This is a genomic window from Microcystis sp. Msp_OC_L_20101000_S702 (assembly GCF_007095705.1).
GTDB lineage: Bacteria > Cyanobacteriota > Cyanobacteriia > Cyanobacteriales > Microcystaceae > Microcystis > Microcystis ichthyoblabe_A.
Map to the genome: position 1 here is coordinate 1 of NZ_SFBO01000133.1, position 26,195 is coordinate 26,195.

A 26,195-nucleotide genomic window follows, 5' to 3' on the forward strand; every position below is an offset into this window, starting at 1 on the left:
TCTTCCGTGAATTCTAGGTTAATCATGTTTTTAATGAGTGCTTTGCTTCTAATTATGACTCTTGAACTATATTATTGTCTTTGAGTAAAAAATGCAAGTTATAACCGTGCAAAGTATAGATGGGTTGGGGGTGCTGAGTTTATATATTTTTCAGCTTACTAGCCCCCGCCTTTTCTTTCCACCCTTATCCCGAACTGACGTTATTTAGGTCATTTCCTCAAATGCTTTGGACAAAAATTGACCAGACTTGGCGATCAATGTTTCCGCTCCAACCATTAAAAGTGTCAAAATAATAGTGAAGTTTTGTGACAAAGTGCAGTCAGATATAAAAATCTTTGCTAGAACTCTAGAAAGCTTCTGTGATCAGTATCCTTAAAGTAGATTGTTTGCAGTAAGCTCATCTGGTTAACAGGCTTTTGGGTGTGATGTAGGGAAAGTTTCTTGCGATTGCGCCTAAATGGGGTGATGTACAGAAAGTTGACCCATATCGTTACTCTGGAGAGTGTTATATAGAAAGTTGACCTGTAATGTGTAGTTATGCGGCAAGTCCTCGGTTAGGACAGTGGCTTGAAGTTGCTTGCGGGGCATTCATTGACGATAAAAATTGCTTGGCATGGATAGCTGTAACGACAATTTATAACTACAATTGGTTATTGTAGCTGTCGTTCGGTTATGGAATATGAATGGGATGAAGCAAAACGTCTTGCTAATCTTCGTAAGCACAGAATAGATTTTACCGATGTTCCAGCCGTGTTTGATGGCGATATTGTAACGGTTGAGGACGATGGTTACGGTTATGGAGAGCAGCGTTTTGTCACATTCGGTTTGTTGCAAGGGCGAGTGATTGCCGTTGTCCATACAGAACGTGAGGATTGCACCCGGATTATTTCTGCAAGAAAAGCGACGAAATATGAACAACGAACCTACTTCGAGCAACTCTCAAACTGATTGGCAACGATTGGATGCGATGAGCGATGAAGATATTGATTTATCAGATTGTCCAGAGATTACGCCAGAAATGTTTGCTAAGGCGGTAGTGCGGCGGGGTTTACCTGCTACAAAAGCCAAGTCTCAAGTTACACTCCCCATTGATAGCGATGTATTAGAGTGGTTTAAGTCTCAAGGGCGTGGCTATCAAACACAGATCAATCAATTGCTACGAGCGTATATGGAGGCACATCAATAACAGGCAGATTCATATTTTTGTATTTGAAAACAAGGATTGCAGCGGCATAACAAGGGATTTACCATACCTTATTAGACTGAAAACCGCTATAACAAATCACCGCACCCGAAATAATAGTGAAATTTTGTGACAAAGTGCAGCCATATCTAAGAATCTTTGCTAGAACTCTAGAAGGCTTCTGTGATCAGTCTCCTTAAAAGGAGATTGTTTGCAGTAAGCTCATCTGGTTAACACGCTTTTGAGTGTGATCTAGGGGAAGTTTCTTGCGATTGCGCCTAAATGGAGTGACATACAGAAAGTTGACCCATATCGTTACTCTGAAGAGTGTTATGTAGAGAATTTCCGTATAATTAACAGTTACGCGGCAACCATTGAATAACAGTACCTACATAGAGTTAAAAGCCATGACTAGAATTCGAATTGAGCTGGTTGATGTATATTGCCGTGACACTGAGGATGTTACTGGTGCGGATGATTTTTATATCTTGGGTGGTGTCGGTTCTTACTCAAAATTAGGAGCGACAGGCGATGATCTGAAAATTCGCCCAGTCTTGACTGTTCCTATTAAAATTAACGACAACCAGCGCAAACCATTTGGTAAAGGGGGCGGTATTATATTTGATGATGACGTACCTGAAAACAACACTTTGTACATTGCCTTGGCTGGATATGATGAAGACGCGGGCAAAGACTGGTCAAAGCATGGTGAAATGGTGACGAAAGTAGGAAGTGCCATATCTGCGGGCTTAAAAGCGGTTCCCTATCCCCCTGCCCAAATTACGGGAACAATTCTTCCGTTTGCGATTGCGGGTGTAGGACTCGCAATGATGCTGGATAAAGATGATGAATTGGGACAACTCAAGCGTGATTTGCCAGTTTCAGCAATTCCCAGTGGGAGCCACGCCCAGTTTTGGACTCTCCAAAAAAAAGGAGGATGGTATTCGAGTTGGGATTACACCGTTACCTATCGAATTCACAAGGGATAATATAGCCGTAGGGTGCGTCCCCTAATCTGGATACTACTGCTCCGCCGATCAATTTTAGGGAACGCATCATGCACATTTATTGAGGCTGTGAGTTTAAGTGCGATGCCGATTTTGTAGTGGAATGTTTCAGCTAATTTGGTGTATTAGAAAAATGCTATAAATTCTATAATCTAAGACTTTAAGCCAAAATCTATCGCCCTATTTTAGCTGAAACAGTCCACTACGGGGGGTTAAAATTATTATTCTTCCCCTATTTCTTCGGTTATGCTACAGTGCTTGTGAAGCAGCATAGACTTTTACTTCCTTCTCTAAACGTTCTCTGAGCCTATCTTTTTCTACTTCAATATCATACCTTGTTTGAAGATTCATCCAGAACCTTTCAGACATACCAAAATAACGAGAAAGCCTTAAGGCAATATCGGCAGTAATTCCTCGCTTTTCCTCGATAATTTCCTTGATTTGCTCTATTGGTACATTAAGATCTTCTGCCAAACGTTCTTGGCTAATTTCCATCGGTTTGAGAAATTCTTCCAACAGAATCTCACCAGGATGAATGGGGGCTAATAATTTTTTCTCAGTCATGATTATTGAGTAACAATTAATGATAATCGACTATTTCTACATTGTAGGCGTTGCCATTTTTCCAAATAAAACAGATCCGCCACTGATCGTTAATTCGGATACTATGCTGATTTTTTCTATCTCCTGAGAGTTTTTCCAACCGATTAGATGGAGGAATGTATAAATCCTGTAAAGTTTCGGCCGCGTCTAAAACTTCTAGCTTTCTCCGAGCATTTCGTTGAATATCTTGAGGTAATTTTCGTGAAAATTTACGTTTGAATACCTGCTCTGTCTCCTTAGATGCAAAACTCTTAATCATCAATAATTAGGAAAATGCACTACTATCATATCATCTTAGTGCGATCATCGATCTCATGCTAATGTTAGATCGCAATCTTTCTGTGGAGGCGCAGTTGAAAGTGTATCTGTGGGTTACGATCGCTTTTTCAACCACCTTATCACTAGCTAATCTTCTTGGCTATCAAGGATTAAAGTGTCAAGAGAACTGGGAAAATCACCTCGCTCAACTATTTTTGTGAAAACTTTGTAACAATCATTTTTATCCCCTTGTTTGCGAGGATAGCCTAGCCATAAAACAAAAATTGCTTTATACTCCTCGGTTTGTATAGCCCGAAAGAATAAGCGATAATGGTCAGGTAGTCCCATCTTTTTGACTCTTCCGTAATGCTTGAGCGCCCCAGTCAGAGCAAAATGGGAAGCAAAAGGGTCGAGAGGGATTTTTTCTTTAATGGCGACCATAATCGCCCTGTAGAGTTTGACTGTAGAATGAGTACGGTATGCTTCTGTTGGCAAGGTGTTTTTTAGTTTACGAACCTCAACTTGTAAATCGCGGCGTTGTTGCCCAAAAAGTCTTTTAATAAAGTAGATTCGCCAACCGTTAACTATCAAGTTCTACTCCTGTCATCAACTCTTCATCGACCGCTGCCATCGCTTCCGTATAAGCTTCTAACTCAGCATCAGGATTTAATAGGGCTTGCTTGGTCAGAAAATCTAAGAATAAACTCAGCATCAGTTCATCTTCCTCCTGTTCTACAGATTGAGGCTGTAAGCGGACTAATAAGGTATCAGGGCTGATAACTTCAACAGCACCTTTAGCTTCTTTGAATTGGGGATTATCCTTAAAAAAACTGGCGCTCAGACGGAAACCTGAAGCATTGCCTATTCTAGCCCAGGTTAGATTGTATTGTTTGTTACTCATGATTTTAGGCAAAGTTTACTACATATCATGTTATTACATAATTTAATAACATACAAGGTTGCCCAGTTTCTCTACCGCGTTTTAACTGAACTTACCCCATACATATATACCATAATAGCCGAAAACCCTTATCCATCAATGGATACACCACTTAACTTTTTTAACGTACCCATGTAATTTGTAACATTTATTAATGGACAAGAATTCTCTCTATTAGAAGAGACAAAATAGCTAGGTGACCAGATCGCGTCTTTCCCGAACTGTTTGACATATTCTGAGTCCAAGGCTAGAACCGATACAGACCGATTCTAGCTTACTGCATGAAAGCGAGATACCGTCACCGAATCTATCCGAACGGCCAACAGCAAGAGCGTTTAGCCAAGCTATTCGGATGCGTTCGTTCGGTCGCGAACAAGTGATCGGATCGCTTTCTTTTTCGAGGTTAACCACGATAGCCAAGCGCGGGCGGGGCGATCGTAAAAGGTAAAAATATCCCCGTAAGCGACCATTGCGTCCCGGTGGTGTAACCAATGACGTTCTGGGGTGGTGATGTATAGGCGATCGCAAATCCGCGCAATCGGTTCTGGGGTCTTCCATTCTAAAATCGAAACGTGTCGCCAGATAACGTGTAATTCCCCTAAAATTAAGCCGATAACCGTTCCGAAGGGCGATATCTTCCAGAACCACGGAATAAAGATAAAGTAGGGGAGCGCGCCGAGAAAGCCATCGAGTAAAACTAGCGGATTTCGATTTAACACCGCGTAATGAAAAAAGTTCCGATTTTTGCCGTGGTGTACCGCAGCGTGAAACTTGCCGAAAACGTGTTCTGGAACATGGTAGAGAAACGTAGAAATTAAATCACCGAGTAGCAAGAGCGCTAGGGTGATCAGGATGGCTTTTAGTATAAGTAGTGTCAAAGTTTTCCCCTTAATTTTTCCGCTCGATCGTGTTTTGCAATTTACTATAAAAGAGAAAGTTAAATTTTTCTTTATGATTAAGTTAATTTTTAAAATCACGCCTTATATGAGTTGCCCAAAGGGTTGAACAGGAGTCTGCTCAAAGGATGGACACAAAGTGCCTCAACTTTCTTCCTGAGCAATCGCTCCAAGTTGCCTCCTGTATTCTGCACCTCATTGAAAACCCCCTCAATCCGTTCTCGAAAATGTTGAAGAAGTCGCTCAAAGACGGGAGAAGTTTGTTGATGTTGATTGACTCTCTTAGCTGCAGAGACTCGATTACCTGTGGTTCTTGATATCTCAGTCTGCCAATCAGTACCAATAAACCCCTTGTCGGCTAGGATATTGTTGCCTTGAATGAACTGCAATACGGATTCTGCTGCGGGAGCGTTCGTCAGTATGAGCAGGGACGAGGGAATAAACCAAAAGGTCAACATTTCACTATCACTGAAACTAGGCTCAGGTCCAGGCAGCATGGGAGTCAAGCGATATCCCTGTTCTTGATACCAGTCATCCACCAGGACATAAATAATAGTCAAGAGGGTGGTAGCATCTATCCTATTCATGGGAGGCCTCATGCTTTGGAGTGATTACCTTTATCGTGATGCCTCCCTTTGATTTTACAAACCTCTCTATCTCACATCAGCCGTAATTCCTAATTCATAATTCCTAATTCCCATTGCTGCCGGCTGCTCAAGGTTCATAATTAAAGAAACATCTATACTGATAGCCAGTTAATTTTTATGAAAACTGTTGCCGATACGGACTTGCAAAGGCTAGAAGACTTAATTATCAACGGACAAAAAGCGATCGAGACTCGTTTCACGGCGATCGAAACTCGTTTCACGGCGATCGAGAATAGTATCGTCGAAATTAAAGCTGATATTGGCGAAATTAAAGCTGATATTAAGGAAATCAAGCAAGATGTTAAATCCCTAGAGATAGGACAGGCAAAATTAACCGAAAGAGTCGAAGGGATGGATAATCGCCTCAAAATAGTCGAGGGCAGTCAAAAAAATCAAATTTGGGCATTGATAACCATTTTAGGGGGTTCACTGATTACCGCTTCCGTCGGTTTGCTGATCGCTATTTTGCGCTTTGTCTTTTTTAAGTAAAAAATTATCTTTATGGATGAAACTAAAACCGGAATAAATCAAGAAATCGACCTAGAAACCGAAAAAATTGCGCCATCAGCCTCGTTAAGGTCAAGATACACCCAAATTCACCTTAAAAGTGAGGGCGAGAAATTGGTGCTAATTTTACCCAAAACCGGCGCCGGGGAGACAAGTCAGGATTGGACAGATATCTTGACAGGATTGAAATATTATCTCCGTAATAGCGGTCAAAACTGCCCAGCTAGAACACCTGTACACCTACAGGCCAACGATCGCCTGATGGATACGCGGCAACTACAAGCGATCGCCACAATTTTAGACAGTGCCGAATTACCCCTACATACGATCCAAACTCAAAGAAGACAAACCGCAGTGGCAGCGGCAACTATGGGTTACAATGTCGAACAAATGCAATCAAATGCCACGGTTTTCGGGGACGAGCAACCGCTGCCATCCCTCCTCGCTGAACCTTTATACTTAAAAACTACCCTGCGATCGGGTGTAGAAATCCGTCACCCGGGTACAGTTATAGTCATGGGCGATGTCAACCCCGGCGGATCGATCGTCGCTGATGGCGATATATTAGTTTGGGGGAGTTTACGCGGTGTGGCCCATGCGGGATTCCGCGGCGATCAAGCGGCGCTAATCATGGCCCTGCGAATCGATTTAACTCAACTGAGGATCGCGGAATTGGTGGCACGGGCCCCGGCTTTAAATAGCGATCGCATAGAACCAGAAATCGCCTGTATCAGCGAAGGAGGAATCCGCATCATTGGGGCTTATAATTTTTCCAGAACCTACACCTTTAAAGATAAAGTGGGGTGGGTCGAAAAAAGGTGATCAGTAAACAGTGATCAGTAAACAGTGATTCAGTGACTGGTAAAAATACCGATTAACTGCGTTGAAACGAAAAACTCTATAAAACTGATAACTGATAACTGATAGCTGATAACTGATAACTGATAACTGATAGCTGATAGCTGATAACTGATAACTGATAACTGATAACTGATAACTGATAACTGATATAAATTATGGCTCGTGTAATTGTGGTGACATCGGGAAAGGGAGGAGTCGGTAAAACGACGGTAACGGCGAACTTAGGTTCAGCTTTATCTCAATTAGGCTGTCGAGTCGCCCTTGTCGATGCCGATTTCGGACTGAGAAATCTCGATTTATTGTTAGGATTAGAACAGCGTATCGTTTATACTGCCCTCGATGTGGTAGCGGGAGATTGTAGCCTTGATAAAGCTTTAGTTAAGGATAAAAGACAGGAAAATCTGGTTCTATTACCGGCGGCACAAAATCGTACAAAAGAGGCAATTACTGCCGATCAAATGAAGGATTTAGTTGCCCAATTGTCAAAAAGTTATGACTATGTATTGATTGATTGCCCGGCAGGAATTGAAATGGGTTTCCGCAATGCGATCGCTGCTGCCCAAGAAGCGATCATCGTTACTACCCCAGAAATGTCGGCGGTGAGAGATGCTGATCGCGTGGTAGGATTACTAGAAAGCGAGGATATTAAGGGTATTCGTCTGATTGTCAACCGGCTGCGGCCGGAAATGATCCAACTTAATCAGATGATCAGCGTCGAGGACATTCTCGACTTATTGGTAATTCCCCTGTTGGGGATTATTCCCGACGATCAAAGAATTATTATTTCCACTAATAAAGGAGAACCATTAGTATTAGAGGAGAAGACTTCTCTCCCCTCTATGGCCTTTAGAAACATTGCCCAACGTTTACAGGGTCGCGATGTGCCGTTTCTAGATTTAATGGCCGGTCAGGAAGGTTTTCTTACCCGTCTGCGTCGTCGCTTGTTTGGGCCTTAAACTCTCTCATCTCAACCCTTTAACCTACTATGAATGACCTGATCGATAAACTTCTAGCATGGCGCGGTTCGGGCAAAAGTGGCGACCAAGCTAAAAAACGCTTAAAACTTATTCTGGCCCATGATCGCGCCGATCTTAGTCCCGAACTTCTCGATATGATGCGTCAAGAAATCTTAGAAGTGGTCGGTCGTTATCTTGATATCGACACCGAGGAAACCGAGTTACTCTTAGAAAGTGACCAACGAACTACCGCCCTGATTGCTAATTTTCCGATTCGTCGCATCAAACGCCGTCCTTTAACCGAGAAATTGCCATGAAAACTCAACCGATCGAGCTTTGGCTTAGTCTAGCAGTTAGTCCCTTTCTTTTATCCTACTTAGGACTACGTTCTATTAATAATTGGTTGATAGAAGTCGGGAAAGACAGCGAGGAAATCTTTCGGGGCGATCGCTTGCCCCTTCTCAATATTCCCGATCAGTTACCGGTCAACAGTGACCAAATAATCCAAGAAAAAAGTCCTTTTGCCCCCTGAAAAGAGGCAGGATAGTGAAGTTTTTGTTAAAAATCGGAAAAATGTGATTCTTTGGGATACAATCTCATTTTTGACAAACCGTAAAGAACTAATCCCGATATATCAGTAATCAGTGATCAGTTATCAGTTATCAATGATCAGATTTGAGTTTTCAGTGAATAGTATTAACGGGCAAGTTCTGAGCTTTCTTTTCACTGATGACTGATGACTGATGACTGTTTACTGATTACTGATTACTGATTACTGAAATTATGAGCGTCCTTGTCCCCTCAACCGAAACCGAACAGGATATTTTCAGCACTTCCAACCTGTTTCTGCAGCAAAGACTGAAATTAATCGAAGATTTATGGAAAGAAGTCTTGATCTCCGAATGTGGTCAAGAATTAGTTGATTTACTGGAATTACTGCGCCATCTCTGTTCTGAGGAAGGACAAGTGACCGATGATAGTCCGGAAGCAATGATCGCCAAAATGATCGAAGACTTGGAACTAGGGGAAGCGATCAAAGTTACCCGCGCTTTTGCCCTCTATTTCCAGTTAATAAATATAATCGAACAACACTACGAACAAAGGGATCAGCAACTACTGCGACGGACGGTGATCGGGGAAGAAAACGAAAGTCCCAAGGCTGAACCAACGCAAAAAAGCCTTTTAGCCACCATTGTCGGGGCCGATTGGCTAGAAAAAACCCTAAACGAGTCCGATCACTCCAGCCCAAAATCGGGGCTATTTCACTGGTTATTTCCCTATCTTAAACAGGTGAACGTCCCCCCCCAGGAAATTCAGCGTCTTCTCGATCAATTAGATATTCGTCTGGTTTTTACGGCCCACCCCACGGAAATTGTCCGTCATACCATTCGCATTAAACAGCGCCGCATCTCGGGCATTCTCGAAAAACTCGACCAAGCAGAAGAAATCTTTCGCAGTATGGGGTTAACTAACTCCAGAGAAGCACAGACAGTCACCAAACAGTTAAAAGAAGAAATACGTTTTTGGTGGCGAACAGATGAACTACATCAATTTAAACCCACCGTCGTCGATGAGGTGGATTATGCCCTTCACTACTTCGATGAAGTTCTCTTCGATTCCCTACCCCAGTTAACCCTGCGTCTGCAGCAAAGCCTACAATCCTCCTTTCCCCGTTTACAAGCGCCGAAAAATAACTTCTGTCGCTTTGGTTCTTGGGTGGGGGGCGATCGGGATGGCAATCCCTCCGTTACCCCCGAAGTCACCTGGAAAACCTGCTGTTATCAGCGCAATCTCGTTGTTAAAAAATATCTCGATGCTATTCACGACCTGACCAGTATTTTAAGCGCCTCCCTGCACTGGTGTCACGTCTTGCCGGAGTTGCTGGACTCCCTGGACAGAGATAAACAGCAAATGCCCGAAATCTATAGCCAGTTAGCAATCCGCTACCGTCAGGAACCCTATCGCCTCAAATTGGCCTTTATTCAAAAACGTCTGGAAAATACCCGCGATCGCAATGATCGCCTCAATGACCCGGAAGAACGACAATTATTAACTAAACTCAACGAAACCAACATCTATCGCTCTGGTTCCGAGTTTTTAGCCGAATTAAAGCTATTACAGCGCAGTCTCCTTCAAACTGGTCTTTCCTGTCAAGAACTGGATCAACTGATCGCCCAAGTGGAGATTTTCGGCTTTGTCCTGACTCAGTTAGATTTTCGGCAAGAATCCACCCGTCACGCCGAATGTATCGAAGAAATCGCCGCCTATCTCGGAGTTTTACCCAAACCCTACGGCCAATTAAGCGAATCAGAAAAAATCGCCTGGTTAGTGGCGGAATTAAAAACCCGTCGCCCCTTAATTCCCCGGGAAATGCCCTTTTCGGAAAGAACCTGCGAAACCATTGAAACCCTGCGAGTTTTAAGAAGTCTGCAAGGGGAATTCGGTCTGGAAATCTGCCAAACCTACATTATCAGCATGACCAACGAGGCCAGCGATGTGCTAGAAGTGCTGTTATTAGCCCAAGAAGCTGGTTTATACGACCCCGCCACTAGCCGCAGCTCCCTCCGCATTGTTCCCCTCTTTGAAACCGTCGATGACCTCAAACACGCCCCCGGCATCATGCAGACTTTGTTTGAATTGCCCCTCTACCGGGCAGCCCTAGCCGGCGGTTACGACCATTTAGGGGCTTTAAACGGGGAGGAAGTGACCCCGGAACCTGCCATCCTCCAACCGAGTAATTTACAGGAGATTATGGTGGGTTACTCCGATAGTAACAAGGATTCTGGCTTTTTAAGCAGTAATTGGGAAATTCATAAGGCCCAGAAAGCTTTACAAAAAACTGCTAAACAATACGGAGTGGATCTACGTCTTTTTCATGGCCGGGGTGGTTCCGTTGGTCGCGGTGGTGGACCGGCCTACGCCGCTATCCTCGCCCAACCCCGGGGAACGATTAACGGTCGCATTAAAATCACGGAACAGGGCGAGGTTTTAGCCTCGAAATACTCTTTACCGGAATTGGCCTTGTATAACCTCGAAACCGCCGTAACGGCAGTCATACAGGCAAGTTTACTGGGCAGTGGTTTTGATGATCTCGAACCTTGGAATCGCATCATGGAGGACTTGGCCACCTGTTCACGGCAAACCTATCGCAGTTTGATTTATGAAGAACCGGACTTTTTAGACTTCTTTCTGTCTGTAACTCCCATTCCTGAAATTAGTCTTTTACAGATTAGTTCCCGACCGGCCCGCCGGAAAAGTGGTCAACAGGATTTAAGTACCCTGCGGGCAATTCCCTGGGTATTTAGTTGGACCCAAACCCGTTTTCTTTTACCGGCTTGGTATGGTTTAGGGACAGCTTTACAGATATTTCTCGATGATTCTCCTAACCGAAATTTGGAATTGTTACGCCATTTTTATCACAAGTGGCCTTTCTTCCAGATGGTGATTTCTAAGGCAGAAATGACTTTATCAAAGGTGGATCTACAGATGGCCTATCACTACGTCAGTGAACTTTCTAAACAGGAAGATCGAGAACGTTTTCAACGTCTGTTTGAAAGGATTAAAGAGGAATATAATCGCACTAGCGAGATTGTTCTCCAGATCACCGGCGAGAAACATTTATTGGATAATGATCCGAGTTTACAGCGCTCGGTGCAGTTACGCAACGGTTCGATCGTTCCCCTCGGTTTTCTACAGGTGTCTCTCCTCAAGCGTTTACGTCAATACAATAGTCAAGCTCAATCCGGTGTGATTCATTTCCGCTATTCTAAAGAGGAGTTATTAAGGGGCGCTTTAATGACGATTAATGGTATTGCCGCAGGGATGAGAAATACCGGTTGATTACAGATAATTAATGGTAGTTTTCCGGTGGTTATCTTGAAGGTAATCCACCCTATTTTTAAAATTTGTCAACTTTTTGTAAAACTTCTACTAAGTTGTTATTTTTAAAGGGAAAATCACCGTTAAAATTGGGCATTACTTCTGATTTTATCACTCAATCCCAGCTTTTGGGGGGTTCTATTGGCTAATATTAAGTAGCTGGTTATAATTAAATTAAAAATGGATTTTAGGTTCGATCCCCCCTGCCCCCCTTGATAAGGGGGGTGCCGATCCCCCCTTAGTCCCCCCTTTAATCCCCCCTTAATAAGGAAAATGAAGATTTGACCCCTAACAGTTGACAATCGAAGAGCGATACCGAAGAGAAGCAATTAAGCTCACCGGTGTGTCGGAAGATTAGAGATTGTGCCAAAATGGAGAAAGTGACCCATTGATTACAGGTAAATTGTTAAAAAAAGGATCGAGTAACCGTGACTGATACGAACTTAGATATACTATCCTTGACCGATCCAGCGATCGCAGGGATTTTGCAAAAAGAACTGCAACGTCAAAGAAATCACCTAGAATTAATCGCTAGTGAAAACTTTACCTCGGCTGCCGTCATGGCCGCCCAGGGTTCAGTTTTAACCAACAAATACGCCGAAGGACTGCCCAAAAAACGCTACTATGGCGGTTGCGAATACATTGACGAAGCGGAACAATTAGCGATCGATCGGGTTAAACGACTATTTGGGGCAAATCACGCTAACGTACAACCCCACTCTGGCGCCCAAGCTAATTTCGCCGTTTTCCTGACCCTCTTGCAGCCCGGCGATACGATTATGGGCATGGATCTCTCCCACGGTGGTCATCTTACCCACGGTTCCCCCGTTAACGTTTCCGGAAAATGGTTCCGAGTCGTACAGTACGGAGTAAGTCCCGAAACCGAACTCCTCGACTACGATCTCATCCTTGACATCGCCCGCAAGGAAAAACCAAAACTAATTATCTGCGGTTATTCTGCCTACTCGCGCCGGATTGATTTCGAGAAATTCCGCGCCATCGCTGACGAAGTGGGGGCCTACCTGATGGCAGATATCGCCCATATTGCCGGTTTAGTGGCCACCGGTCATCATCCTAACCCCCTACCCCACTGTGATGTGGTAACTACCACCACTCACAAAACCCTGCGCGGTCCTAGGGGGGGTTTAATTATGACCAAAGACGAGGAATTAGGCAAAAAATTCGATAAATCCGTCTTCCCCGGTACCCAAGGCGGACCCCTAGAACACGTGATTGCGGCGAAAGCTGTGGCTTTTGGGGAGGCCCTGAAACCGGAGTTTAAAATCTATTCGGGCCAAGTAATCGCTAATGCCCAAGCTTTAGCCGGTCAGTTGAAGGCTAGAGGGATTAAAATTGTCACTGATGGTACGGATAATCACTTGATGTTACTCGATTTGAGATCCGTGGGCATGACCGGGAAAGAAGCCGATCGCCTGGTGAGTACCATTAATATTACCGCTAATAAAAACACTGTTCCCTTCGATCCCGAGTCTCCCTTTGTCACCAGTGGTCTGCGCTTGGGTTCCCCGGCTATGACCACCAGAGGACTAGGAGAAACGGAATTTATCGAGATTGGCAACATTATCGCCGATATTCTCCTTAATCCAGGTGATGAAGCCCTGAGAACTGCTTGCCGTCAACGGGTAGCTAAACTCTGTGAAAGCTTCCCCCTCTATCCCCATCTCCATATTTCCGTCCCCGCCTTGGCCTAAAAAGAGAGATAATAAAAGTTCATAATTGGCGATTACCTGTCAGTGGCCAATTGTGAATTAAATCGCCCCCCAATTCCCATGTCCGGAGATTTATACTATCTAATTGCTTTTCTGATCGCCCATACCGTGGTACTTTGGAGTACCCCCCTCGTCAGAACCGTCGGACTGAAAAGCGGTTACGTCGATAAACCCAACGAAAGGAAGGTCCATGAAAAGCCTATGGTTCGACTGGGGGGAGTTTCGATTTTTGTCGGCGCTTTAACTGCCCTCCTGATCGTTTGGTGGTTGGGAGGGTTTGCTGGTTTAAACAGCGATCGAGAATGGGAAGTGTGGGGCGTAACCCTAGGCGGTTTGGGCTTTTTTCTCATCGGTCTAGCGGATGATCTTTTTAATCTTTCCCCCCTCAATCGTCTGGTAATGCAGTTTAGCGTCGCTTTTCTAGCTTGGCAAGCTGGGGTGAGGATCGATTTCCTCTCTATTCCCTTCGGCGATTTATTACAAATTCATTGGCTAAGTTTACCGATTACTCTCCTCTGGTTAGTGGGGATGGCTAACGCGATTAATTGGATTGACGGTTTAGATGGATTAGCGGCGGGGGTTTCGGGTATATCTGCCGTGGTGATTTTGATTGTAACTTTGGTGATGGGACAACCGGCCGCCGCTATTATCGCCGCCGCTTTAGCGGGTGGGGCCTTGGGTTTTCTGCGTTACAATTTTAACCCCGCCCAAATTTTTATGGGGGATGGTGGGGCCTATTTTATGGGTTTTACCCTGGCGGGTGTGGCGGTGATTGGATTGGCTAAAACTACTGCTGTGACTACTGTTGCCGTTACCGCCGTCCTATTGCCCTATCTCATCCTCGCGGTTCCTCTCCTCGATATGTCCACGGTGATTATTTCCCGTCTCAAACGCGGAAAATCCCCTTTTGTGGCTGATAAACGTCATTTACACCATCGTTTACTGAAAGCGGGTATCTCTCACCGTCTGACAGTATTATTTATCTACGCTCTAACTCTCTGGGTGGGCAGTTTAGCCCTCGGTTTTTCCAATGTTCCCAGTGGTTGGGGTTTTGCCTTTGGTGCGACTCTCCTCCTCGGTTACGTCGGTTGGCAAGTCTGGCGCAATCGTGGCAGTGAACCGTAAGCCGTCTTAAACTAGAAAAAGGATTAATAATTAAGATAGCGGCAGGATGACTCTGGGAGTTTAGCAAATGTCTAACGAAACCGTAACTTATTCCCTTGAAACGGTTCTTAAGGAAATCAAAGACAGCATCAAGGAAGTCAACCACAAAGCTGATAGAATCGAGCAACGTCTGACAAAATTAGAAATCGGACAGGCAGAACTTAAAGGAGAAATTAAAGCTTTAGATGAGCGACTAAGCACAAAAATTGACGGATTGACCGCTAGAGTTGCCTATCAAGAGTTTACTAATCGAGGCATTTTGATCGCCCTTGTTGTTGCTATTTTAGGAGGAGCAGCTAAACTTTTTGGGTTTATTGGCAACCCCTAGAAGTTGCCCTTAGCATCATAAATTTTTCCTATCTTATTTTTTCAGCAAGCCCTAATTAAAGTTATCAAAAGTAGGAGTTTAGCACAATGTCTAACGAAACCGTAACTTATTCCCTTGAAACTGTCCTGACAAGGATTGAGGGAAAAATCGACTCTTTACAAAGAGATGTTAATGAGCGTCTCACTAAGCTAGAGATAGGACAATCAGAAATAAGAGGGGATATTAAGGCCCTAGATTCTAAAGTTATGGAAATAGAAAAGCCTATTGATGACCTGAATGCACGGGTGAATATTACCACTAATGGGTTTCTTGGCATTGTCGGAATTTTGGTGACAGGAATACTAGGCATTCTGGGAAAAATCGTCTTTTTCCCTAATCCCTAAAAGTTGTCTTTAGTCTTTGTTTACTCTACAATTTTCAAGGATACAGAGAAAAATGATCTGCAAAAATCCCTCTTTCCGTTCTCCTCTCTGCGACTGTAGCGCCTCTGCGTCAAACAAAAAATATAAAACTCAAGCCCTAATTACAGTAATTCTATATTGATTTTCTGTCACCACAACTTCAGTGGATAATCTTTCTTCCATTGGTAAAGCATTTTTCCTCCTATCAAAGATAAATAACCAACCAAAATCTAAACCCAAACGCCCTAAATAAGATTCTAATTGTTCAATTCCGTCAGCTTGCGGATTGCGTTTTTTATCCCGCCATACTTTTAATTCAATCCCTAAAGTTACATCTTTATACTGCAAACATAAATCCATTCTATCACTACCAATTGCATATTCCCTTTCTAAAACTCCTCCACCATTAACCACACGATGTAAAAAAGCCATTAATACTATATGCGGAGCAATTTCATGGTAAGCAGCACTACTTAATAATGGTTCTCCATGCTGTCGCCAAAACTTGAGAAATGCTGTTAATAAAGCATCTATATTTAATTCACCTTTTGCTGTCAACCAACTAGGACTAATTAAAGGTAAACTGTCCTGAGTTCCTTGTACTAAAACGCGGGGAATTACTTCACGATAAATGGGGTTAGAAATAACTAATCCCCCCATCGGATCACGTCGTAATAATCCTAAATCTATTAAATATTGCCTATCATCTGCTAGGGTATCGGGTAAGGTTTGCCCTGCTAAAATTGGTTCAATAATGTTTTTAACTCGTTTTTCTCTGAGTTTTTCCGCTAAACTATCTAAATGAGTATCCTGACGAGCAATTAATATTTCCTTAGCTTGTAAAATGTTTTCTTCGGTAATAGCAATACTTCTATCTTTTACCATTTTTTCTACAATTTCTTTAGCTAAAGCATTGACTAACCAAGGTTGTCCTTGGGTTAAATCAAACGCTGTTTCTATTGCTTCTGGTGTAAAAAGTTGTCCAGTTGCTGCTGTATGTTGTTGATATAATTCTCCCACTTCTGCAAGATTAAAATTTCGCATAGTCAGAGAAGCAACTTTGATATTAAAAGGACTAGATGTATTTAATCTATCACTACCACCAGATGCTACTTTATAATCTCTCACATCTCGTAAACCAATTAATCCTACTGAGGTCGGAAAATTTTCAGGACGGTTAGGAAAACCATCTCTTAACTGTCGTAAAACTGATATTAATGTTTGGTCTTGTAAAGAGTCAATTTCATCTATAAATAATACTAAAGGGCGGTTTAAGGATGTTGCCCAATCTGATAAAAAAGCCTTAATTCTGCTTCCCGGTTGTTCCTGTTGCCATTGTTTAGCAGCTGGTTGCAATTCTTTAGGTAAACGGATATTTATTGTATTATACCATGCCCCTAAAATTGCCAATTCTGCGGCAGTAGGATCATGATTAAATGCACTTCCTACTTCCACTGATACCATGACTGCGGCATAATTTCCGGTGTCGGTAAGTTGTTTTGCTAGGGATAACATAGCGGTGGTTTTCCCTGTTTGTCGTGGTGCATGAAGGACAAAATAACTTTCTTGTTCAATTAGCTCCTCTAAATCTGGTAATCGTACTGTGGGAGATAACATATAGTGGATATCGTCTTTACAGGGACCGGCAATATTAAACCAGCGAGTCATAGAATTTTATTATTTAGTGGACATTTTAATTTTAGATGATTTTGGTGGGGTTTGTAATGGCGGGAAGGAAGAGGTGATGATCGGCAATACCTTGTTATGCTTGATTATGATCAATTATTGCTATATAAGGCAATAATGCGCTGATTTTACGTTTGCTAATGGGTAGTGATACTAAATCTGGTTATTAAAACTGGCATTTAATAAACCTCTTGTATAATTAATTTTTGAGGCTTCAAAAACGGCAAAAACAAGGATTAAATTACATAAAATCTGTAAATAGACCGTTTAATTGATTATTATTCATTCTTAATTCTCCTGACTCCTGACGACCGGCTACTGACTCCTAACCCTAACAACAATTTTTGATTTTTACAAGAGGTCTAATATACAAGACTTTGATTGTTGATAGCTTACTGGTACAATGTGGGAGCGCATTGATATGGTTAACTTCCATGACCATCGTTACCGAAACCCGATCGAACGATGGTGACAGGAGATCAGTTAATGATCCAAATTGAAAATCTTAAGCTAATTGTCAAAAATTATGGCCGCTGAAATTATTTGTGTAGGAACGGAATTATTATTAGGGGATATAGTTAATACTAACGCCCAATATTTAGCTCTAGAATTGGCAAAATTAGGCATTCCCCATTATTATCAAACGGTGGTGGGGGATAATGTAGAAAGACTGAAAAAAGCGATCGCTATTGCCCGAGAACGTTCCTCAATTTTAATTTTTACCGGGGGACTCGGACCGACTCCCGACGATTTAACCACAGAAACAATCGCCGATTTTTTCCAAACGCCCCTTAGAGAAGATAAAGAGATTTTAGCAGAAATCGAGGCTAAATTTACGAGTTTAGGGCGAGAAATGCCTCCTAGTAACAGTAAACAGGCTTTAATACCCGTGGGAGCCGATTTTTTGCCAAATCCGACCGGAACCGCCCCCGGCATGATCTGGCAACCAGAGACTAACGTAACTATTCTCACTTTCCCCGGAGTACCCTCAGAAATGAAGAGAATGTGGGTAGAAACGGCCATTCCTTACCTAAAAAGTCAAGGATGGGGCAAAGAGAGGATTTATAGTCGTTCTCTGAAATTTCGCGGTATCGGTGAGTCAGCTTTAGCGGAAAAAGTTGTCCATTTATTTGATCTGACTAATCCCACCGTTGCCCCCTATGCTGGTTTAGGCGAAGTGCGTTTGCGAATTGCGACGAAAGCCCCTTCTTTAGAGGCTGCTTTGCAGGTAATTGAACCGGTAGCGACGGAAATTAAGGAAATCGCCGGATTAGATTATTTTGGGGCCGATGATGATACTTTACCCTCGGTAGTGGGGGAACTGTTGCGGCGACAAAAACAAACTTTGAGTGTGGCAGAATCCTGTACCGGAGGGGGATTAGGGGAAATTATCACCCAAATCGCCGGCAGTTCCGATTATTTTTGGGGTGGGGTTATTTCCTACGATAATCGGGTAAAAGTTGCCCTCTTAGACGTAAATGAGCAGGATTTAAATAATGTCGGGGCTGTCAGTGCCATTGTTGCCCAACAGATGGCTCTAGGAGTGCAAAAACGCCTCGCTACCGATTGGGGGATCAGTATCACGGGTATTGCCGGACCGGGAGGTGGCAGCGAGACAAAACCCGTGGGCCTAGTTTATATCGGTTTAGCCGATCCTCGGCGAAATGTCACCGTATCAGAGCATCGTTTCGGAGAAAATCGATCTCGCTTGACTATTCGCCAGATTAGTGCCTATACCGCCCTCGATCGCCTACGACGGAACTTATTAACAATATCTTAAAAAAGAATTACCAAGAATATATACTCAGACTAAAAAGTTATGTTAAGCTTAATATAAGTACAAGATATAGATTCCCCCGTTCGTCAGATTGAACAGCCAAACGATAAAAATTAGTTAAAATTCTCTAGAATCAAGCTTTTGCGTGGCTGTTGCGGGGATCAATCGACGAAAACTCATAGCTAGTATCTCAAAGGAGCCATTTGGTCAATGGACTATTTAGATGAAGTGATAGAAAAATTGAGAGAATGGGCGCGCAAACTGGTCGAGAGTGTTTTTGGTCCGGAACCCGAACCCGAACCCGAACTAATCCCGATCCCCGTGCGCGATCACAGTCGATAAAGCCACCAGTAAAACAGAATATTGCGATAATATCAGTGCAAACTTACTATGAGTCTGCACTTGATTTTTAGGTGAAGCCAAGTCTAGCTTAGAGCAGGCTGAATAAATCTAAAATTTAGACTTTTTGGAAATCAAAAAGTACCAGATATGGGAGTAAGCGGGGGTAAAATTCAGGTAATTTTTTCCTAAAAATTAGGTAGGGTTTGCTGAATAAATCTAAAAACCTTGTTAGATAAGGCTTTTAGACTTTTTTCCCTCAAAAAGTGTTGACCATTGGAGTGATCCGGGGTAAAATCCCTGGACTTTTTCCCTGAAAATTAGGTAACTGACTACCTCAAAATCGGTAAAACCCCACACCCCACACCCCACACCCTGCCCCCACGAGCAACTTTTTGCCGTAAACCCTAGCTTAATTTGGTGACAATTTGATTATTTAGTAACAATTCTTGGCTGAGTAAATCTTCCACATTAATCCGCAGAAAACACTGATCATCAATCCAGAACTGCACTTTAATGCGATCTTTACCCCGGAAACCTAAAGGAGCGAGTTTAGCGATCGAACGGGACCCCTCGCGATCATTTAAGGGTTGGACGCTAGTTTCTCCATTACCGAGGGAACGAGTGATTAATTTATCGCCATCAAAATAGACCTCCATTGCCCCCCTTTCTGTGCCTAATTCACCGATAATTAATTCAATGCTAGGTTGATTGTCCACAGAAGCACCTAGGACTAATTCCACGGGTTTTTCCATAGGATAGGGTTGTCCAGAGTTAATAATTGGATGCCAAGCGTGGGCGTTTTTGCGACGATTCCAGTAACGAATGCCGTAGCTATGATAGAGAAAATCTTTGACTTGATAACCTTGGGCTAATTGTAACGCTCCCAAAGCGATCGCTTCAAAGGGTCTATCCTCTTTAATTTTACTACTATCAAAATACTGTCGCACCCAATCTTTTACCGCCGGAATTTGTACGGTTCCCCCAACTAATAACACCGCATCGATGTCGCTAACTTCAATTCCATTGCGTCTTCCCTGTTGCAAAACTCCCGTCATTAAATCATCTAATTGATTAAAAAAGTTTTGTTGTTGGAGAATATCGGTCAATTGTTTTCGATCTAGGCTTAACTCGTAACTCTCGAAATTTTCCTCATCAAAATATACCTCCTCAGCGGTTAATTGGGAAGAAAGTTTAATTTTTAATCTTTCTGCTAGACGAGTAGTTAGGGAAGTTTTCGCTAAAGATTGCTTTTGGGCAAAATAATCGACAATCCAATCGTCGATATCTGACCCACCTAAATTTGTCCCCGCCTTGGCTAAAACTCTGGCTAGTTTAGTTTTTTGGGCGGAATTATTGCCTAAAAGTTTTTCTCCCCACTTGAGAATAAAACCTTGATTTTTTTGAGGATTATCTAAATCTAATTGTACCAAAGAAAGATCGAGGGTGCCACCGCCAAAATCTACCACTAAAATCACTTGATCACCCGTGCTTCCATAACCCAAAGCGGCGGCCGTGGGTTCATCAATTAGGCGAATTTGTTCGATTTCCCATCCCTGACAAACATTGCTTAACCAATTGCGGTAACTTTCAAAACTATCGACGGGGACGGTTAAAACTAGAGATTGGGGGGTTTCCAAGGTGGTGTTTTTTAAGTTGTCGATGATGCTATCAAGAAACCATTGGCCAACTCCCTCGAAACTGAGGACAGTTTCCTCTAATTCCGGTAAAAATCCTTGAATTTTTGCCCCGATACCTCGTTTAAAGCGACGAAAAAAACGCGGATCTCGATCGATATCTAAACCCCGATCGCGCACTGCTTGACCGGCAATTACTTGCAGAGGATTGGCTGATTTAATATAGAGTAAACTGGGAATTAGAGGCGGATTGTCGGCTATTTGTTGGGATAACTCCGATAATTTCACGGTTTCGGCCCTATTTGTCGCCCCATTCCAACGAGTAATGACGGTATTACTGGTTCCGAAATCAATAGCGTAGAACACGATCGATAGTTTTTAGGTAAATTTAGTTAATTATTGGCTATTGTAACCTGTTATTTAGTGAAACCGCCCGATTGAGGTGGAAGTTTCCCTAAAAAATCGGGAATTTGTTCAGCGCAAGCTAAAGAATTCTGTGCAGAAACTTGACCGATAATCTTTAATAGTATAAGTTGCACCTGATCAAAGGATTATGTTAGCAGTTACTACCTCACCCGAAACCCTCTCCTTAGAAATTCCTAGCGCGATCGCTCTCTCTATAACCCTTGAACAGTTTGAAGCCCTTGCGGAGGTCAACCGGGACTTAAAATTAGAACGTACAGCCCAAGGAGAATTAATCGTGAATCCCCCGACAGGTGGCGAATCAGGACAGCGTAATTTTAGCTTAACGACTCAACTGGGTCGCTGGTGCGAAGAAAATGAAGCTTTAGGAGTCGGGTTTGACTCTTCCACCGGATTTATACTACCAAATGGGGCGATTCGTTCTCCTGATCTATCTTGGGTGAGTCGAGAACGCTGGGAATCTTTAACCCCTAAGCAGAAAAAGGGATTTATTCCCCTCTGTCCCGATTTTGTGGTGGAATTGCGCTCTGAATCCGATAGTCTTGACAAATTACAGAAAAAACTGCTTGAGTATAGGGAAAATGGCGCAAGGTTAGGCTGGTTAATCGATCCCCAGAATCGGCAAGTTGAAATTTATCGTCAAGGAAAGGAGGTAGAAATATTAGAAAATCCCACTGATTTATCGGGTGAAGATGTTTTACCTAATTTTAGCTTAAATTTAAAGCTCTGATGTTTTCAGGGGTCATCCTGCGATATTCTGCCAATCTTCTCGAGATCAGGGAGTCGCTTTAAAATTATCTAAGAATTCTTTTTTCTAGGTCATCATCAAATGAGCATCGAAAAGTCTTTAGTTTCCTCAGGTAAAAGTCTTTATCAAGAAGATTTCTACCGATGGTTACAAGAAACCGCTAATTTACTCAAAGAACATCGTTTTGAAAAATTAGACTTAGAAAATTTGATCGAAGAAATTGAAACGATGGGAAGGAGTGAAAAACGAGAACTAGAAAGTCGCTTAACCGTCATTGCCGAACATTTGCTTAAATTGACTTACTGGCTAACTGAAAAGGAAGCAAATGCTCAAGGGTGGCGCAGCACAGTTGTTGAACAACGCCGACAAGTTCAACGCTTATTAAAAGAGAGTCCAAGTCTGAGAAGATTGATTCCTGAAATCTGGATAGATTGTTACCAAGCAGCCAGAGAAGATACTTTCAGAAAATATCAACTTACTGCTGATTTATTACCGATTGAATCACCCTTCACCCTTGCAGAAATCCTTGATTATGACTATCTTCATTAAAATTAATTTTTAATTTTAATGAATAGGCGGAAACCTCAAAATTAGTTCTTCAGTATCACAAGTTTTTAATCTTAAAAAAAGGTCGAGAACAAGCACATCAGAGTTGACTATAATTGGAGTATATTTTAGATAGTTTCTCTTGAATTCGGCTCTTCTCGACTTTGTGTGATAATTTTTGCTTATGAAATCCTGAAGTTCTTATTGGGCAAGACTTTTAGGACTATTTTGCGGATATTCTATCAGTATAGACCTCGTTTCCACACAGAAACCAGAAGAGCCGGAAATTAGCTTTCTACACTGGATGGATAAAGTCATGAAATGTTAACAAATGTCTTCGAGATGGGGTAAATGTTAAGTTTTATTACAGAATTCAACATTTGTGGATTAGATTAGAACAAAGTGTGAGACAATCAGGGGCGCATCGCCTAGCAGAAATGTTTTATATGCTAAATTAGTCTTTATGCTAGATTAAGCCCAGGTCAAACGTCCGATTTTATGTTTGTACACTTATAACTTCAAATGACTGCCCAGATCAACAGTTCTCCAAAAGACGAGTTCGTAAAACCATCCAATTGGTTACTAGACTACGGTAAAAATGTGTATTCTCAAACAGGGGAGGATGGAGTTATCGAAAAAATCTTGGATATTCTTCCTGATAGGGATAGCTGGTGTGTAGAATTTGGGGCATGGGATGGTGTCCACTTGAGTAACACCTGCAATCTCATTGAAAATCAAAATTACTCTGCTGTTCTCATCGAAGGTAGTTCCTCTAAGTTTAACGACTTAAAAGCGAGGTTCGCTCAAAATCCTAAGATTATCCCAGTCAATAGGTTTGTAGGTTGGGAAAGTTCCGATAACCTTGACTCCATTTTGGCTGATACACCGATCCCGACCGATTTTGATTTTCTATCAATAGATGTAGATGGGAATGATTATCATATTTGGAACGCCGTGAAAGTTTATCGGCCAAAGTTGATTTGTATAGAGTTTAATCCAACTATTCCCACTGAAGTAGATTTTATCCAACCGGCTAATCCGAAAATCAGTCAAGGGTCAAGTTTGTTAGCATTGGTTAAATTAGCTCAAAGTAAAGGGTACGAGTTGATTTGTTGTCTTCGACAGAACGGCTTTTTTATTAAGTCAGAGTATTTTAACCTGTTTGAAATTCATGATAACTCTCCATTTACTTTAAGAACTGATCTCAGCTTGCTGACCTATTTATTTTGTGGATATGACGGTCAAATATTTTTGCGTGGAAGTCGAAAACTTCCTTGGCATGGCTGTCGGTTAAAAGAAGAAAAAATGCAGGTCATACCCAAAGTTTTTCGCCAATACAATGGTGGTAGTCTTAACGTGCTTTTCAAAATTTATCGTAGCCTAATGGGACTGGACTTAAGAGGATGACTGTAGTAAGAGTTATTGAGGGTTCTGAAAGATCAAGGGGTCTCATAATCAGACAAACCCCTAATCATTCAGGTCAATGGGGTGATATAAAGTTTACATTTGATTCAGTGTCAAATCCTGACTTTGTAGTTATTATCAATTTTGTTCCTGAGCTTACTGTCGTTGAATGCTCCCCAGAAAATATTTGGGCTATTATTCAAGAACCCCCTGTGCCTAACTACAAGTGGTTTGCTAAAGGGTTTGGAAAGTTTAGTCGAGTTTATACAACGGATATGAGCTTAAAAGGGACTAAATACATTCACACGCAACCAGCTTTAAGATGGTATGTTGACAAAGACTATGATTATTTAAAAAGCTGTCAAGTCCCTGATAAAACCAGACAACTTTCTTGGATTACCAGTAATAAAAAAATGTTTAAAGGACACCAAGATCGGCTGAAATTTTTGGAAAAAATCAGCCAAGTTTTGGAAATTGATTTGTGGGGAAACGGATTTAAGCGAATTCCTGATAAATGGGATGGATTAGCTCCTTATAAATATTCTTTGGCAATCGAGAACTACAGTGGTTTACACTATTGGAGTGAAAAGTTAGCTGACTGTTTTTTAAGCTATACGATGCCTATTTACTATGGCTGTGTCAACCTCAGTGATTACTTTCCTAAAGAATCTTTTATTTGGATTGATATTAATAAACCCCAAGAGGCAATTGAAATTATCCAAGAAGCGATCGCCAGTCAACAATGGGAAAAAAACTTAGAGGCTATCACTCATGCTAGAGAATTGATTTTAAATGAATATCAATTTTTCCCTTTTTTTGCTCGACAAATTCAGGAGATTAACAGTCCTAGATCACCAGCCACTCGAATCGAATTTGCCAGAATAAATCATATTGATTTAAGATATCATATACAGAACCCTGCCAAATTAATACAAAAACTCAAAAAATCTTTCTTGAGTCAATAATGTCCTTGTTGAGTTAAAGCCCAAAATAATGTTGACAATGTTGCAATGTAGGGGCGCAAGCGTTGCGCCCCTACATTGCACGTTTTGAATCGCCCCCTAAATTGGCTTACCAAATCAAGGTAAGATTTAAACTAAATTCTGGCAGCATATTTTCCCCCGATAAACTTTCTGGATTAGTTAAAATTTCTACTGCCTGTCCTTGACGATAAATTTCTACTTCTCTAATTTTTCTATTGATTAACCAACCTAAACGAGTCCTATTATCTAAATATTCCTGCATTTTTTTCCTAGCAGTTTCTAGGCTATCACTAGGAGACATTAATTCAATGACAAAATCGGGAGATAGAGGTAAAAATCTTTCCTTTTATTGCGGGGTTAAAGCTTGCCATTTTTCTAAGGGTATCCAAGCAGCATCGGGAGAGCGATCGGCCCCATTCGGTAGTTTAAACCCCGTGGAGGAATCAAAAACTACACCTAGTTTATGTAGGTTATTCCATAACCATAATTAGGCAGTGATTCCAGCGTTAGAATTACCAGTTTCTCCTCCGGTTGGTGGCATAATAATTAAATCTCCTTTAGCGCTGCGTTCCAAACGTAAATCTCGGTTATCCTGACAAAGTTGAAAAAACTGTTCATCGCTCAGTTGCCAAGATTCAAATTTAATTTCTACTACTGTCATCATAGATTCTCTTTTATAGGATTATAGAATTACCAAATATTATCAAGTTCTAAGACAAATTGAGATAAAATATTTTCCCCCGATAAACTCTCTGGATTAGTTAAAATTTCTACTGCCTGTCCTTGACGATAAATTTCTACTTCTCTAGTTTTTCTATTGATTAACCAACCCAAACGAGTCCCATTATCTAAATATTCCTGCATTTTTTTCCTAGCCGTTTCTAAGTTGTCACTAGGAGACATTAATTCAATGACAAAATCGGGAGATAGAGGTAAAAATCTTTCCTTTTGTTGCGGGGTTAAAGCTTGCCATTTATCTAAAGGTATCCAAGCAGCATCGGGAGAGCGATCAGCCCCATTCGGTAGTTTAAATCCTCCAGAAGAATCAAAAACTACACCTAATTTATGTAGGTTATTCCATAACCATAATTGGGCAGTGATTCCAGCGTTAGAATTGCTGGTTTCTCCTCCAGTCGGTGGCATAATAATTAAATCTCCTTTTGGGTTGCGTTCCAAGCGTAAATCTCGGTTATCCTGACAAAGTTGAAAGAACTGTTCATCGCTGAGTTGAAACGAGTTAAATTTAACTTCTACTGTCATTATTATCCCCAACCTACTCTCGTCTAAAATTT

Annotated in this window: 30 protein-coding genes and 1 pseudogene; 20 read left to right on the forward strand and 11 right to left on the reverse strand. The window is 42.0% G+C overall.

The annotated features are described in order from the left end of the window. Positions 1 to 672: 672 nt before the first annotated feature. The 3 genes from EWV60_RS14040 to EWV60_RS14050 all read left to right on the forward strand — a co-directional run bounded on the left by EWV60_RS14040 (position 673) and on the right by EWV60_RS14050 (position 2,172). Entirely contained in the window at positions 673 to 948 is a 276-nt protein-coding gene (locus tag EWV60_RS14040; RefSeq protein WP_271938689.1) for a BrnT family toxin, read from the forward strand. Continuing rightward, positions 911 to 1,186: a BrnA antitoxin family protein gene (locus EWV60_RS14045; RefSeq protein ID WP_271938686.1), complete on the forward strand. Its 276-nt coding sequence runs from the start codon at positions 911 to 913 to the stop codon at positions 1,184 to 1,186. The genes EWV60_RS14040 and EWV60_RS14045 overlap by 38 nt, the downstream gene beginning before the upstream one ends. Positions 1,187 to 1,590: 404 nt before the next feature. After that, the gene (locus EWV60_RS14050; RefSeq protein ID WP_271938684.1) at positions 1,591 to 2,172 is read left to right on the forward strand and encodes a hypothetical protein; all 582 of its coding nucleotides are present in this window, start codon (positions 1,591 to 1,593) and stop codon (positions 2,170 to 2,172) included. A gap of 267 nt (positions 2,173 to 2,439) precedes the next feature. Here the strand turns inward: EWV60_RS14050 and EWV60_RS14055 are convergent, their stop codons facing one another. The 4 genes from EWV60_RS14055 to EWV60_RS14070 form a co-directional block, all read right to left on the reverse strand. Then, on the reverse strand, positions 2,440 to 2,754 hold the full coding sequence (locus EWV60_RS14055; protein ID WP_002733868.1) for a HigA family addiction module antitoxin: 315 nt from the start codon (positions 2,752 to 2,754) through the stop codon (positions 2,440 to 2,442). Positions 2,755 to 2,770: 16 nt separating this feature from the next. Further along, the gene (locus tag EWV60_RS14060) at positions 2,771 to 3,052 is read right to left on the reverse strand and encodes a type II toxin-antitoxin system RelE/ParE family toxin (protein WP_002733818.1); all 282 of its coding nucleotides are present in this window, start codon (positions 3,050 to 3,052) and stop codon (positions 2,771 to 2,773) included. Between the two features lie 146 nt (positions 3,053 to 3,198). Further along, positions 3,199 to 3,642, reverse strand: coding sequence for a type II toxin-antitoxin system YhaV family toxin (locus tag EWV60_RS14065; RefSeq protein WP_287232882.1), 444 nt, complete (start codon positions 3,640 to 3,642; stop codon positions 3,199 to 3,201). Continuing rightward, positions 3,632 to 3,952: a hypothetical protein gene (locus EWV60_RS14070; protein ID WP_002777378.1), complete on the reverse strand. Its 321-nt coding sequence runs from the start codon at positions 3,950 to 3,952 to the stop codon at positions 3,632 to 3,634. Before EWV60_RS14070 ends, EWV60_RS14065 begins: the two co-directional genes overlap by 11 nt. 320 nt (positions 3,953 to 4,272) lie before the next feature. On the opposite strand from EWV60_RS14070, the gene EWV60_RS14075 reads away from it, so the two are divergent. Beyond that, positions 4,273 to 4,371, forward strand: a complete 99-nt coding sequence (locus tag EWV60_RS14075; protein WP_202861588.1) for a helix-turn-helix domain-containing protein — start codon at positions 4,273 to 4,275, stop codon at positions 4,369 to 4,371. Here the strand turns inward: EWV60_RS14075 and EWV60_RS14080 are convergent. Continuing rightward, entirely contained in the window at positions 4,336 to 4,869 is a 534-nt protein-coding gene (locus EWV60_RS14080; RefSeq protein WP_287232884.1) for a sterol desaturase family protein, read from the reverse strand. The genes EWV60_RS14075 and EWV60_RS14080 overlap by 36 nt on opposite strands. Positions 4,870 to 4,964: 95 nt before the next feature. After that, complete coding sequence (locus tag EWV60_RS14085; RefSeq protein WP_287232886.1) at positions 4,965 to 5,474, reverse strand: transposase; 510 nt, start codon at positions 5,472 to 5,474, stop codon at positions 4,965 to 4,967. A gap of 177 nt (positions 5,475 to 5,651) precedes the next feature. Between EWV60_RS14085 and EWV60_RS14090 the strand changes: the two genes are divergently transcribed. The 10 genes from EWV60_RS14090 (at position 5,652) to EWV60_RS14135 (ending at position 15,342) form a co-directional block, all read left to right on the forward strand. Continuing rightward, positions 5,652 to 6,023 carry a hypothetical protein gene (locus EWV60_RS14090; RefSeq protein ID WP_002793374.1) on the forward strand — a complete coding sequence of 124 codons (372 nt, stop codon included), beginning with the start codon at positions 5,652 to 5,654 and terminating at the stop codon, positions 6,021 to 6,023. A gap of 12 nt (positions 6,024 to 6,035) precedes the next feature. Then, complete coding sequence (gene minC, locus EWV60_RS14095; RefSeq protein WP_287232888.1) at positions 6,036 to 6,863, forward strand: septum site-determining protein MinC; 828 nt, start codon at positions 6,036 to 6,038, stop codon at positions 6,861 to 6,863. A 194-nt stretch (positions 6,864 to 7,057) separates the two neighbouring features. After that, positions 7,058 to 7,858, forward strand: coding sequence for a septum site-determining protein MinD (minD, locus tag EWV60_RS14100; RefSeq protein ID WP_002733442.1), 801 nt, complete (start codon positions 7,058 to 7,060; stop codon positions 7,856 to 7,858). A 29-nt stretch (positions 7,859 to 7,887) separates the two neighbouring features. After that, positions 7,888 to 8,175 carry a cell division topological specificity factor MinE gene (minE, locus tag EWV60_RS14105; RefSeq protein WP_002751115.1) on the forward strand — a complete coding sequence of 96 codons (288 nt, stop codon included), beginning with the start codon at positions 7,888 to 7,890 and terminating at the stop codon, positions 8,173 to 8,175. After that, positions 8,172 to 8,390 (forward strand): hypothetical protein, encoded by a 219-nt coding sequence (locus EWV60_RS14110; RefSeq protein ID WP_103112910.1) that lies wholly within the window; start codon positions 8,172 to 8,174, stop codon positions 8,388 to 8,390. Before minE ends, EWV60_RS14110 begins: the two co-directional genes overlap by 4 nt. A 251-nt stretch (positions 8,391 to 8,641) precedes the next feature. After that, complete coding sequence (gene ppc / locus EWV60_RS14115) at positions 8,642 to 11,698, forward strand: phosphoenolpyruvate carboxylase (RefSeq protein WP_287232892.1); 3,057 nt, start codon at positions 8,642 to 8,644, stop codon at positions 11,696 to 11,698. A 467-nt stretch (positions 11,699 to 12,165) separates the two neighbouring features. Further along, positions 12,166 to 13,449: a serine hydroxymethyltransferase gene (gene glyA, locus EWV60_RS14120; RefSeq protein WP_002751118.1), complete on the forward strand. Its 1,284-nt coding sequence runs from the start codon at positions 12,166 to 12,168 to the stop codon at positions 13,447 to 13,449. Positions 13,450 to 13,527: 78 nt separating this feature from the next. Beyond that, entirely contained in the window at positions 13,528 to 14,592 is a 1,065-nt protein-coding gene (locus EWV60_RS14125; protein ID WP_002732067.1) for a glycosyltransferase family 4 protein, read from the forward strand. 67 nt (positions 14,593 to 14,659) lie between these two features. After that, positions 14,660 to 14,959 (forward strand): hypothetical protein, encoded by a 300-nt coding sequence (locus tag EWV60_RS14130; protein WP_002761685.1) that lies wholly within the window; start codon positions 14,660 to 14,662, stop codon positions 14,957 to 14,959. A gap of 86 nt (positions 14,960 to 15,045) precedes the next feature. Further along, entirely contained in the window at positions 15,046 to 15,342 is a 297-nt protein-coding gene (locus tag EWV60_RS14135) for a DUF4164 family protein (RefSeq protein WP_002744759.1), read from the forward strand. 129 nt (positions 15,343 to 15,471) lie between these two features. Here EWV60_RS14135 and EWV60_RS14140 read toward each other — a convergent pair whose 3' ends face one another. Further along, entirely contained in the window at positions 15,472 to 17,028 is a 1,557-nt protein-coding gene (locus EWV60_RS14140) for an AAA-like domain-containing protein (RefSeq protein ID WP_190537317.1), read from the reverse strand. A gap of 544 nt (positions 17,029 to 17,572) precedes the next feature. On the opposite strand from EWV60_RS14140, the gene EWV60_RS14145 reads away from it, so the two are divergent. Together EWV60_RS14145 and EWV60_RS14150 are read left to right on the forward strand one after the other, a co-directional pair. Beyond that, the gene (locus EWV60_RS14145) at positions 17,573 to 18,826 is read left to right on the forward strand and encodes a competence/damage-inducible protein A (RefSeq protein ID WP_287232897.1); all 1,254 of its coding nucleotides are present in this window, start codon (positions 17,573 to 17,575) and stop codon (positions 18,824 to 18,826) included. Positions 18,827 to 19,033: 207 nt separating this feature from the next. Beyond that, the gene (locus EWV60_RS14150; protein WP_002731870.1) at positions 19,034 to 19,165 is read left to right on the forward strand and encodes a hypothetical protein; all 132 of its coding nucleotides are present in this window, start codon (positions 19,034 to 19,036) and stop codon (positions 19,163 to 19,165) included. 228 nt (positions 19,166 to 19,393) lie between these two features. On the opposite strand, the gene EWV60_RS23420 is transcribed toward EWV60_RS14150, so the two are convergent. Next, a complete protein-coding gene (locus EWV60_RS23420; protein ID WP_071821115.1) occupies positions 19,394 to 19,579 on the reverse strand; it encodes a hypothetical protein in 186 nt (61 codons plus the stop codon). Beyond that, positions 19,570 to 21,165: an Hsp70 family protein gene (locus EWV60_RS14160; RefSeq protein WP_287232899.1), complete on the reverse strand. Its 1,596-nt coding sequence runs from the start codon at positions 21,163 to 21,165 to the stop codon at positions 19,570 to 19,572. The genes EWV60_RS23420 and EWV60_RS14160 overlap by 10 nt, the downstream gene beginning before the upstream one ends. A 187-nt stretch (positions 21,166 to 21,352) precedes the next feature. On the opposite strand from EWV60_RS14160, the gene EWV60_RS14165 reads away from it, so the two are divergent. The 4 genes from EWV60_RS14165 (at position 21,353) to EWV60_RS14180 (ending at position 24,885) form a co-directional block, all read left to right on the forward strand. Continuing rightward, positions 21,353 to 21,952 (forward strand): Uma2 family endonuclease, encoded by a 600-nt coding sequence (locus tag EWV60_RS14165; protein WP_287232901.1) that lies wholly within the window; start codon positions 21,353 to 21,355, stop codon positions 21,950 to 21,952. A gap of 99 nt (positions 21,953 to 22,051) precedes the next feature. Next, the gene (locus EWV60_RS14170) at positions 22,052 to 22,519 is read left to right on the forward strand and encodes a DUF29 domain-containing protein (RefSeq protein ID WP_287232903.1); all 468 of its coding nucleotides are present in this window, start codon (positions 22,052 to 22,054) and stop codon (positions 22,517 to 22,519) included. 519 nt (positions 22,520 to 23,038) lie between these two features. After that, entirely contained in the window at positions 23,039 to 23,923 is an 885-nt protein-coding gene (locus EWV60_RS14175; RefSeq protein ID WP_149107855.1) for an FkbM family methyltransferase, read from the forward strand. Continuing rightward, positions 23,920 to 24,885 carry a glycosyltransferase family 10 domain-containing protein gene (locus tag EWV60_RS14180; protein WP_149107856.1) on the forward strand — a complete coding sequence of 322 codons (966 nt, stop codon included), beginning with the start codon at positions 23,920 to 23,922 and terminating at the stop codon, positions 24,883 to 24,885. The genes EWV60_RS14175 and EWV60_RS14180 overlap by 4 nt, the downstream gene beginning before the upstream one ends. A gap of 106 nt (positions 24,886 to 24,991) precedes the next feature. Here the strand turns inward: EWV60_RS14180 and EWV60_RS14185 are convergent. Together EWV60_RS14185 and EWV60_RS14190 are read right to left on the reverse strand one after the other, a co-directional pair. Next, positions 24,992 to 25,567, reverse strand: a pseudogene (locus tag EWV60_RS14185) (Uma2 family endonuclease). Between the two features lie 26 nt (positions 25,568 to 25,593). After that, a complete protein-coding gene (locus EWV60_RS14190) occupies positions 25,594 to 26,163 on the reverse strand; it encodes a Uma2 family endonuclease (RefSeq protein WP_287232905.1) in 570 nt (189 codons plus the stop codon). Positions 26,164 to 26,195: the final 32 nt, after the last annotated feature.

Excerpts from the sequence above, each read along its gene's own strand:
- EWV60_RS14040 (WP_271938689.1), top strand. The coding sequence starts at position 673 with ATGGAATATGAATGGGATGAAGCAAAACGTCTTGCTAATCTTCGTAAG.
- EWV60_RS14045 (WP_271938686.1), top strand. The coding sequence starts at position 911 with ATGAACAACGAACCTACTTCGAGCAACTCTCAAACTGATTGGCAACGA.
- EWV60_RS14050 (WP_271938684.1), top strand. The coding sequence starts at position 1,591 with ATGACTAGAATTCGAATTGAGCTGGTTGATGTATATTGCCGTGACACT.
- EWV60_RS14055 (WP_002733868.1), bottom strand. The coding sequence starts at position 2,754 with ATGACTGAGAAAAAATTATTAGCCCCCATTCATCCTGGTGAGATTCTG.
- EWV60_RS14060 (WP_002733818.1), bottom strand. The coding sequence starts at position 3,052 with ATGATTAAGAGTTTTGCATCTAAGGAGACAGAGCAGGTATTCAAACGT.
- EWV60_RS14070 (WP_002777378.1), bottom strand. The coding sequence starts at position 3,952 with ATGAGTAACAAACAATACAATCTAACCTGGGCTAGAATAGGCAATGCT.
- EWV60_RS14075 (WP_202861588.1), top strand. The coding sequence starts at position 4,273 with ATGAAAGCGAGATACCGTCACCGAATCTATCCGAACGGCCAACAGCAA.
- EWV60_RS14085 (WP_287232886.1), bottom strand. The coding sequence starts at position 5,474 with ATGAATAGGATAGATGCTACCACCCTCTTGACTATTATTTATGTCCTG.
- EWV60_RS14090 (WP_002793374.1), top strand. The coding sequence starts at position 5,652 with ATGAAAACTGTTGCCGATACGGACTTGCAAAGGCTAGAAGACTTAATT.
- minC (WP_287232888.1), top strand. The coding sequence starts at position 6,036 with ATGGATGAAACTAAAACCGGAATAAATCAAGAAATCGACCTAGAAACC.
- minD (WP_002733442.1), top strand. The coding sequence starts at position 7,058 with ATGGCTCGTGTAATTGTGGTGACATCGGGAAAGGGAGGAGTCGGTAAA.
- minE (WP_002751115.1), top strand. The coding sequence starts at position 7,888 with ATGAATGACCTGATCGATAAACTTCTAGCATGGCGCGGTTCGGGCAAA.
- EWV60_RS14110 (WP_103112910.1), top strand. The coding sequence starts at position 8,172 with ATGAAAACTCAACCGATCGAGCTTTGGCTTAGTCTAGCAGTTAGTCCC.
- ppc (WP_287232892.1), top strand. The coding sequence starts at position 8,642 with ATGAGCGTCCTTGTCCCCTCAACCGAAACCGAACAGGATATTTTCAGC.
- EWV60_RS14125 (WP_002732067.1), top strand. The coding sequence starts at position 13,528 with ATGTCCGGAGATTTATACTATCTAATTGCTTTTCTGATCGCCCATACC.
- EWV60_RS14130 (WP_002761685.1), top strand. The coding sequence starts at position 14,660 with ATGTCTAACGAAACCGTAACTTATTCCCTTGAAACGGTTCTTAAGGAA.
- EWV60_RS14135 (WP_002744759.1), top strand. The coding sequence starts at position 15,046 with ATGTCTAACGAAACCGTAACTTATTCCCTTGAAACTGTCCTGACAAGG.
- EWV60_RS14140 (WP_190537317.1), bottom strand. The coding sequence starts at position 17,028 with ATGACTCGCTGGTTTAATATTGCCGGTCCCTGTAAAGACGATATCCAC.
- EWV60_RS14145 (WP_287232897.1), top strand. The coding sequence starts at position 17,573 with ATGGCCGCTGAAATTATTTGTGTAGGAACGGAATTATTATTAGGGGAT.
- EWV60_RS14150 (WP_002731870.1), top strand. The coding sequence starts at position 19,034 with ATGGACTATTTAGATGAAGTGATAGAAAAATTGAGAGAATGGGCGCGC.
- EWV60_RS14165 (WP_287232901.1), top strand. The coding sequence starts at position 21,353 with ATGTTAGCAGTTACTACCTCACCCGAAACCCTCTCCTTAGAAATTCCT.
- EWV60_RS14170 (WP_287232903.1), top strand. The coding sequence starts at position 22,052 with ATGAGCATCGAAAAGTCTTTAGTTTCCTCAGGTAAAAGTCTTTATCAA.
- EWV60_RS14175 (WP_149107855.1), top strand. The coding sequence starts at position 23,039 with ATGACTGCCCAGATCAACAGTTCTCCAAAAGACGAGTTCGTAAAACCA.
- EWV60_RS14180 (WP_149107856.1), top strand. The coding sequence starts at position 23,920 with ATGACTGTAGTAAGAGTTATTGAGGGTTCTGAAAGATCAAGGGGTCTC.
- EWV60_RS14190 (WP_287232905.1), bottom strand. The coding sequence starts at position 26,163 with ATGACAGTAGAAGTTAAATTTAACTCGTTTCAACTCAGCGATGAACAG.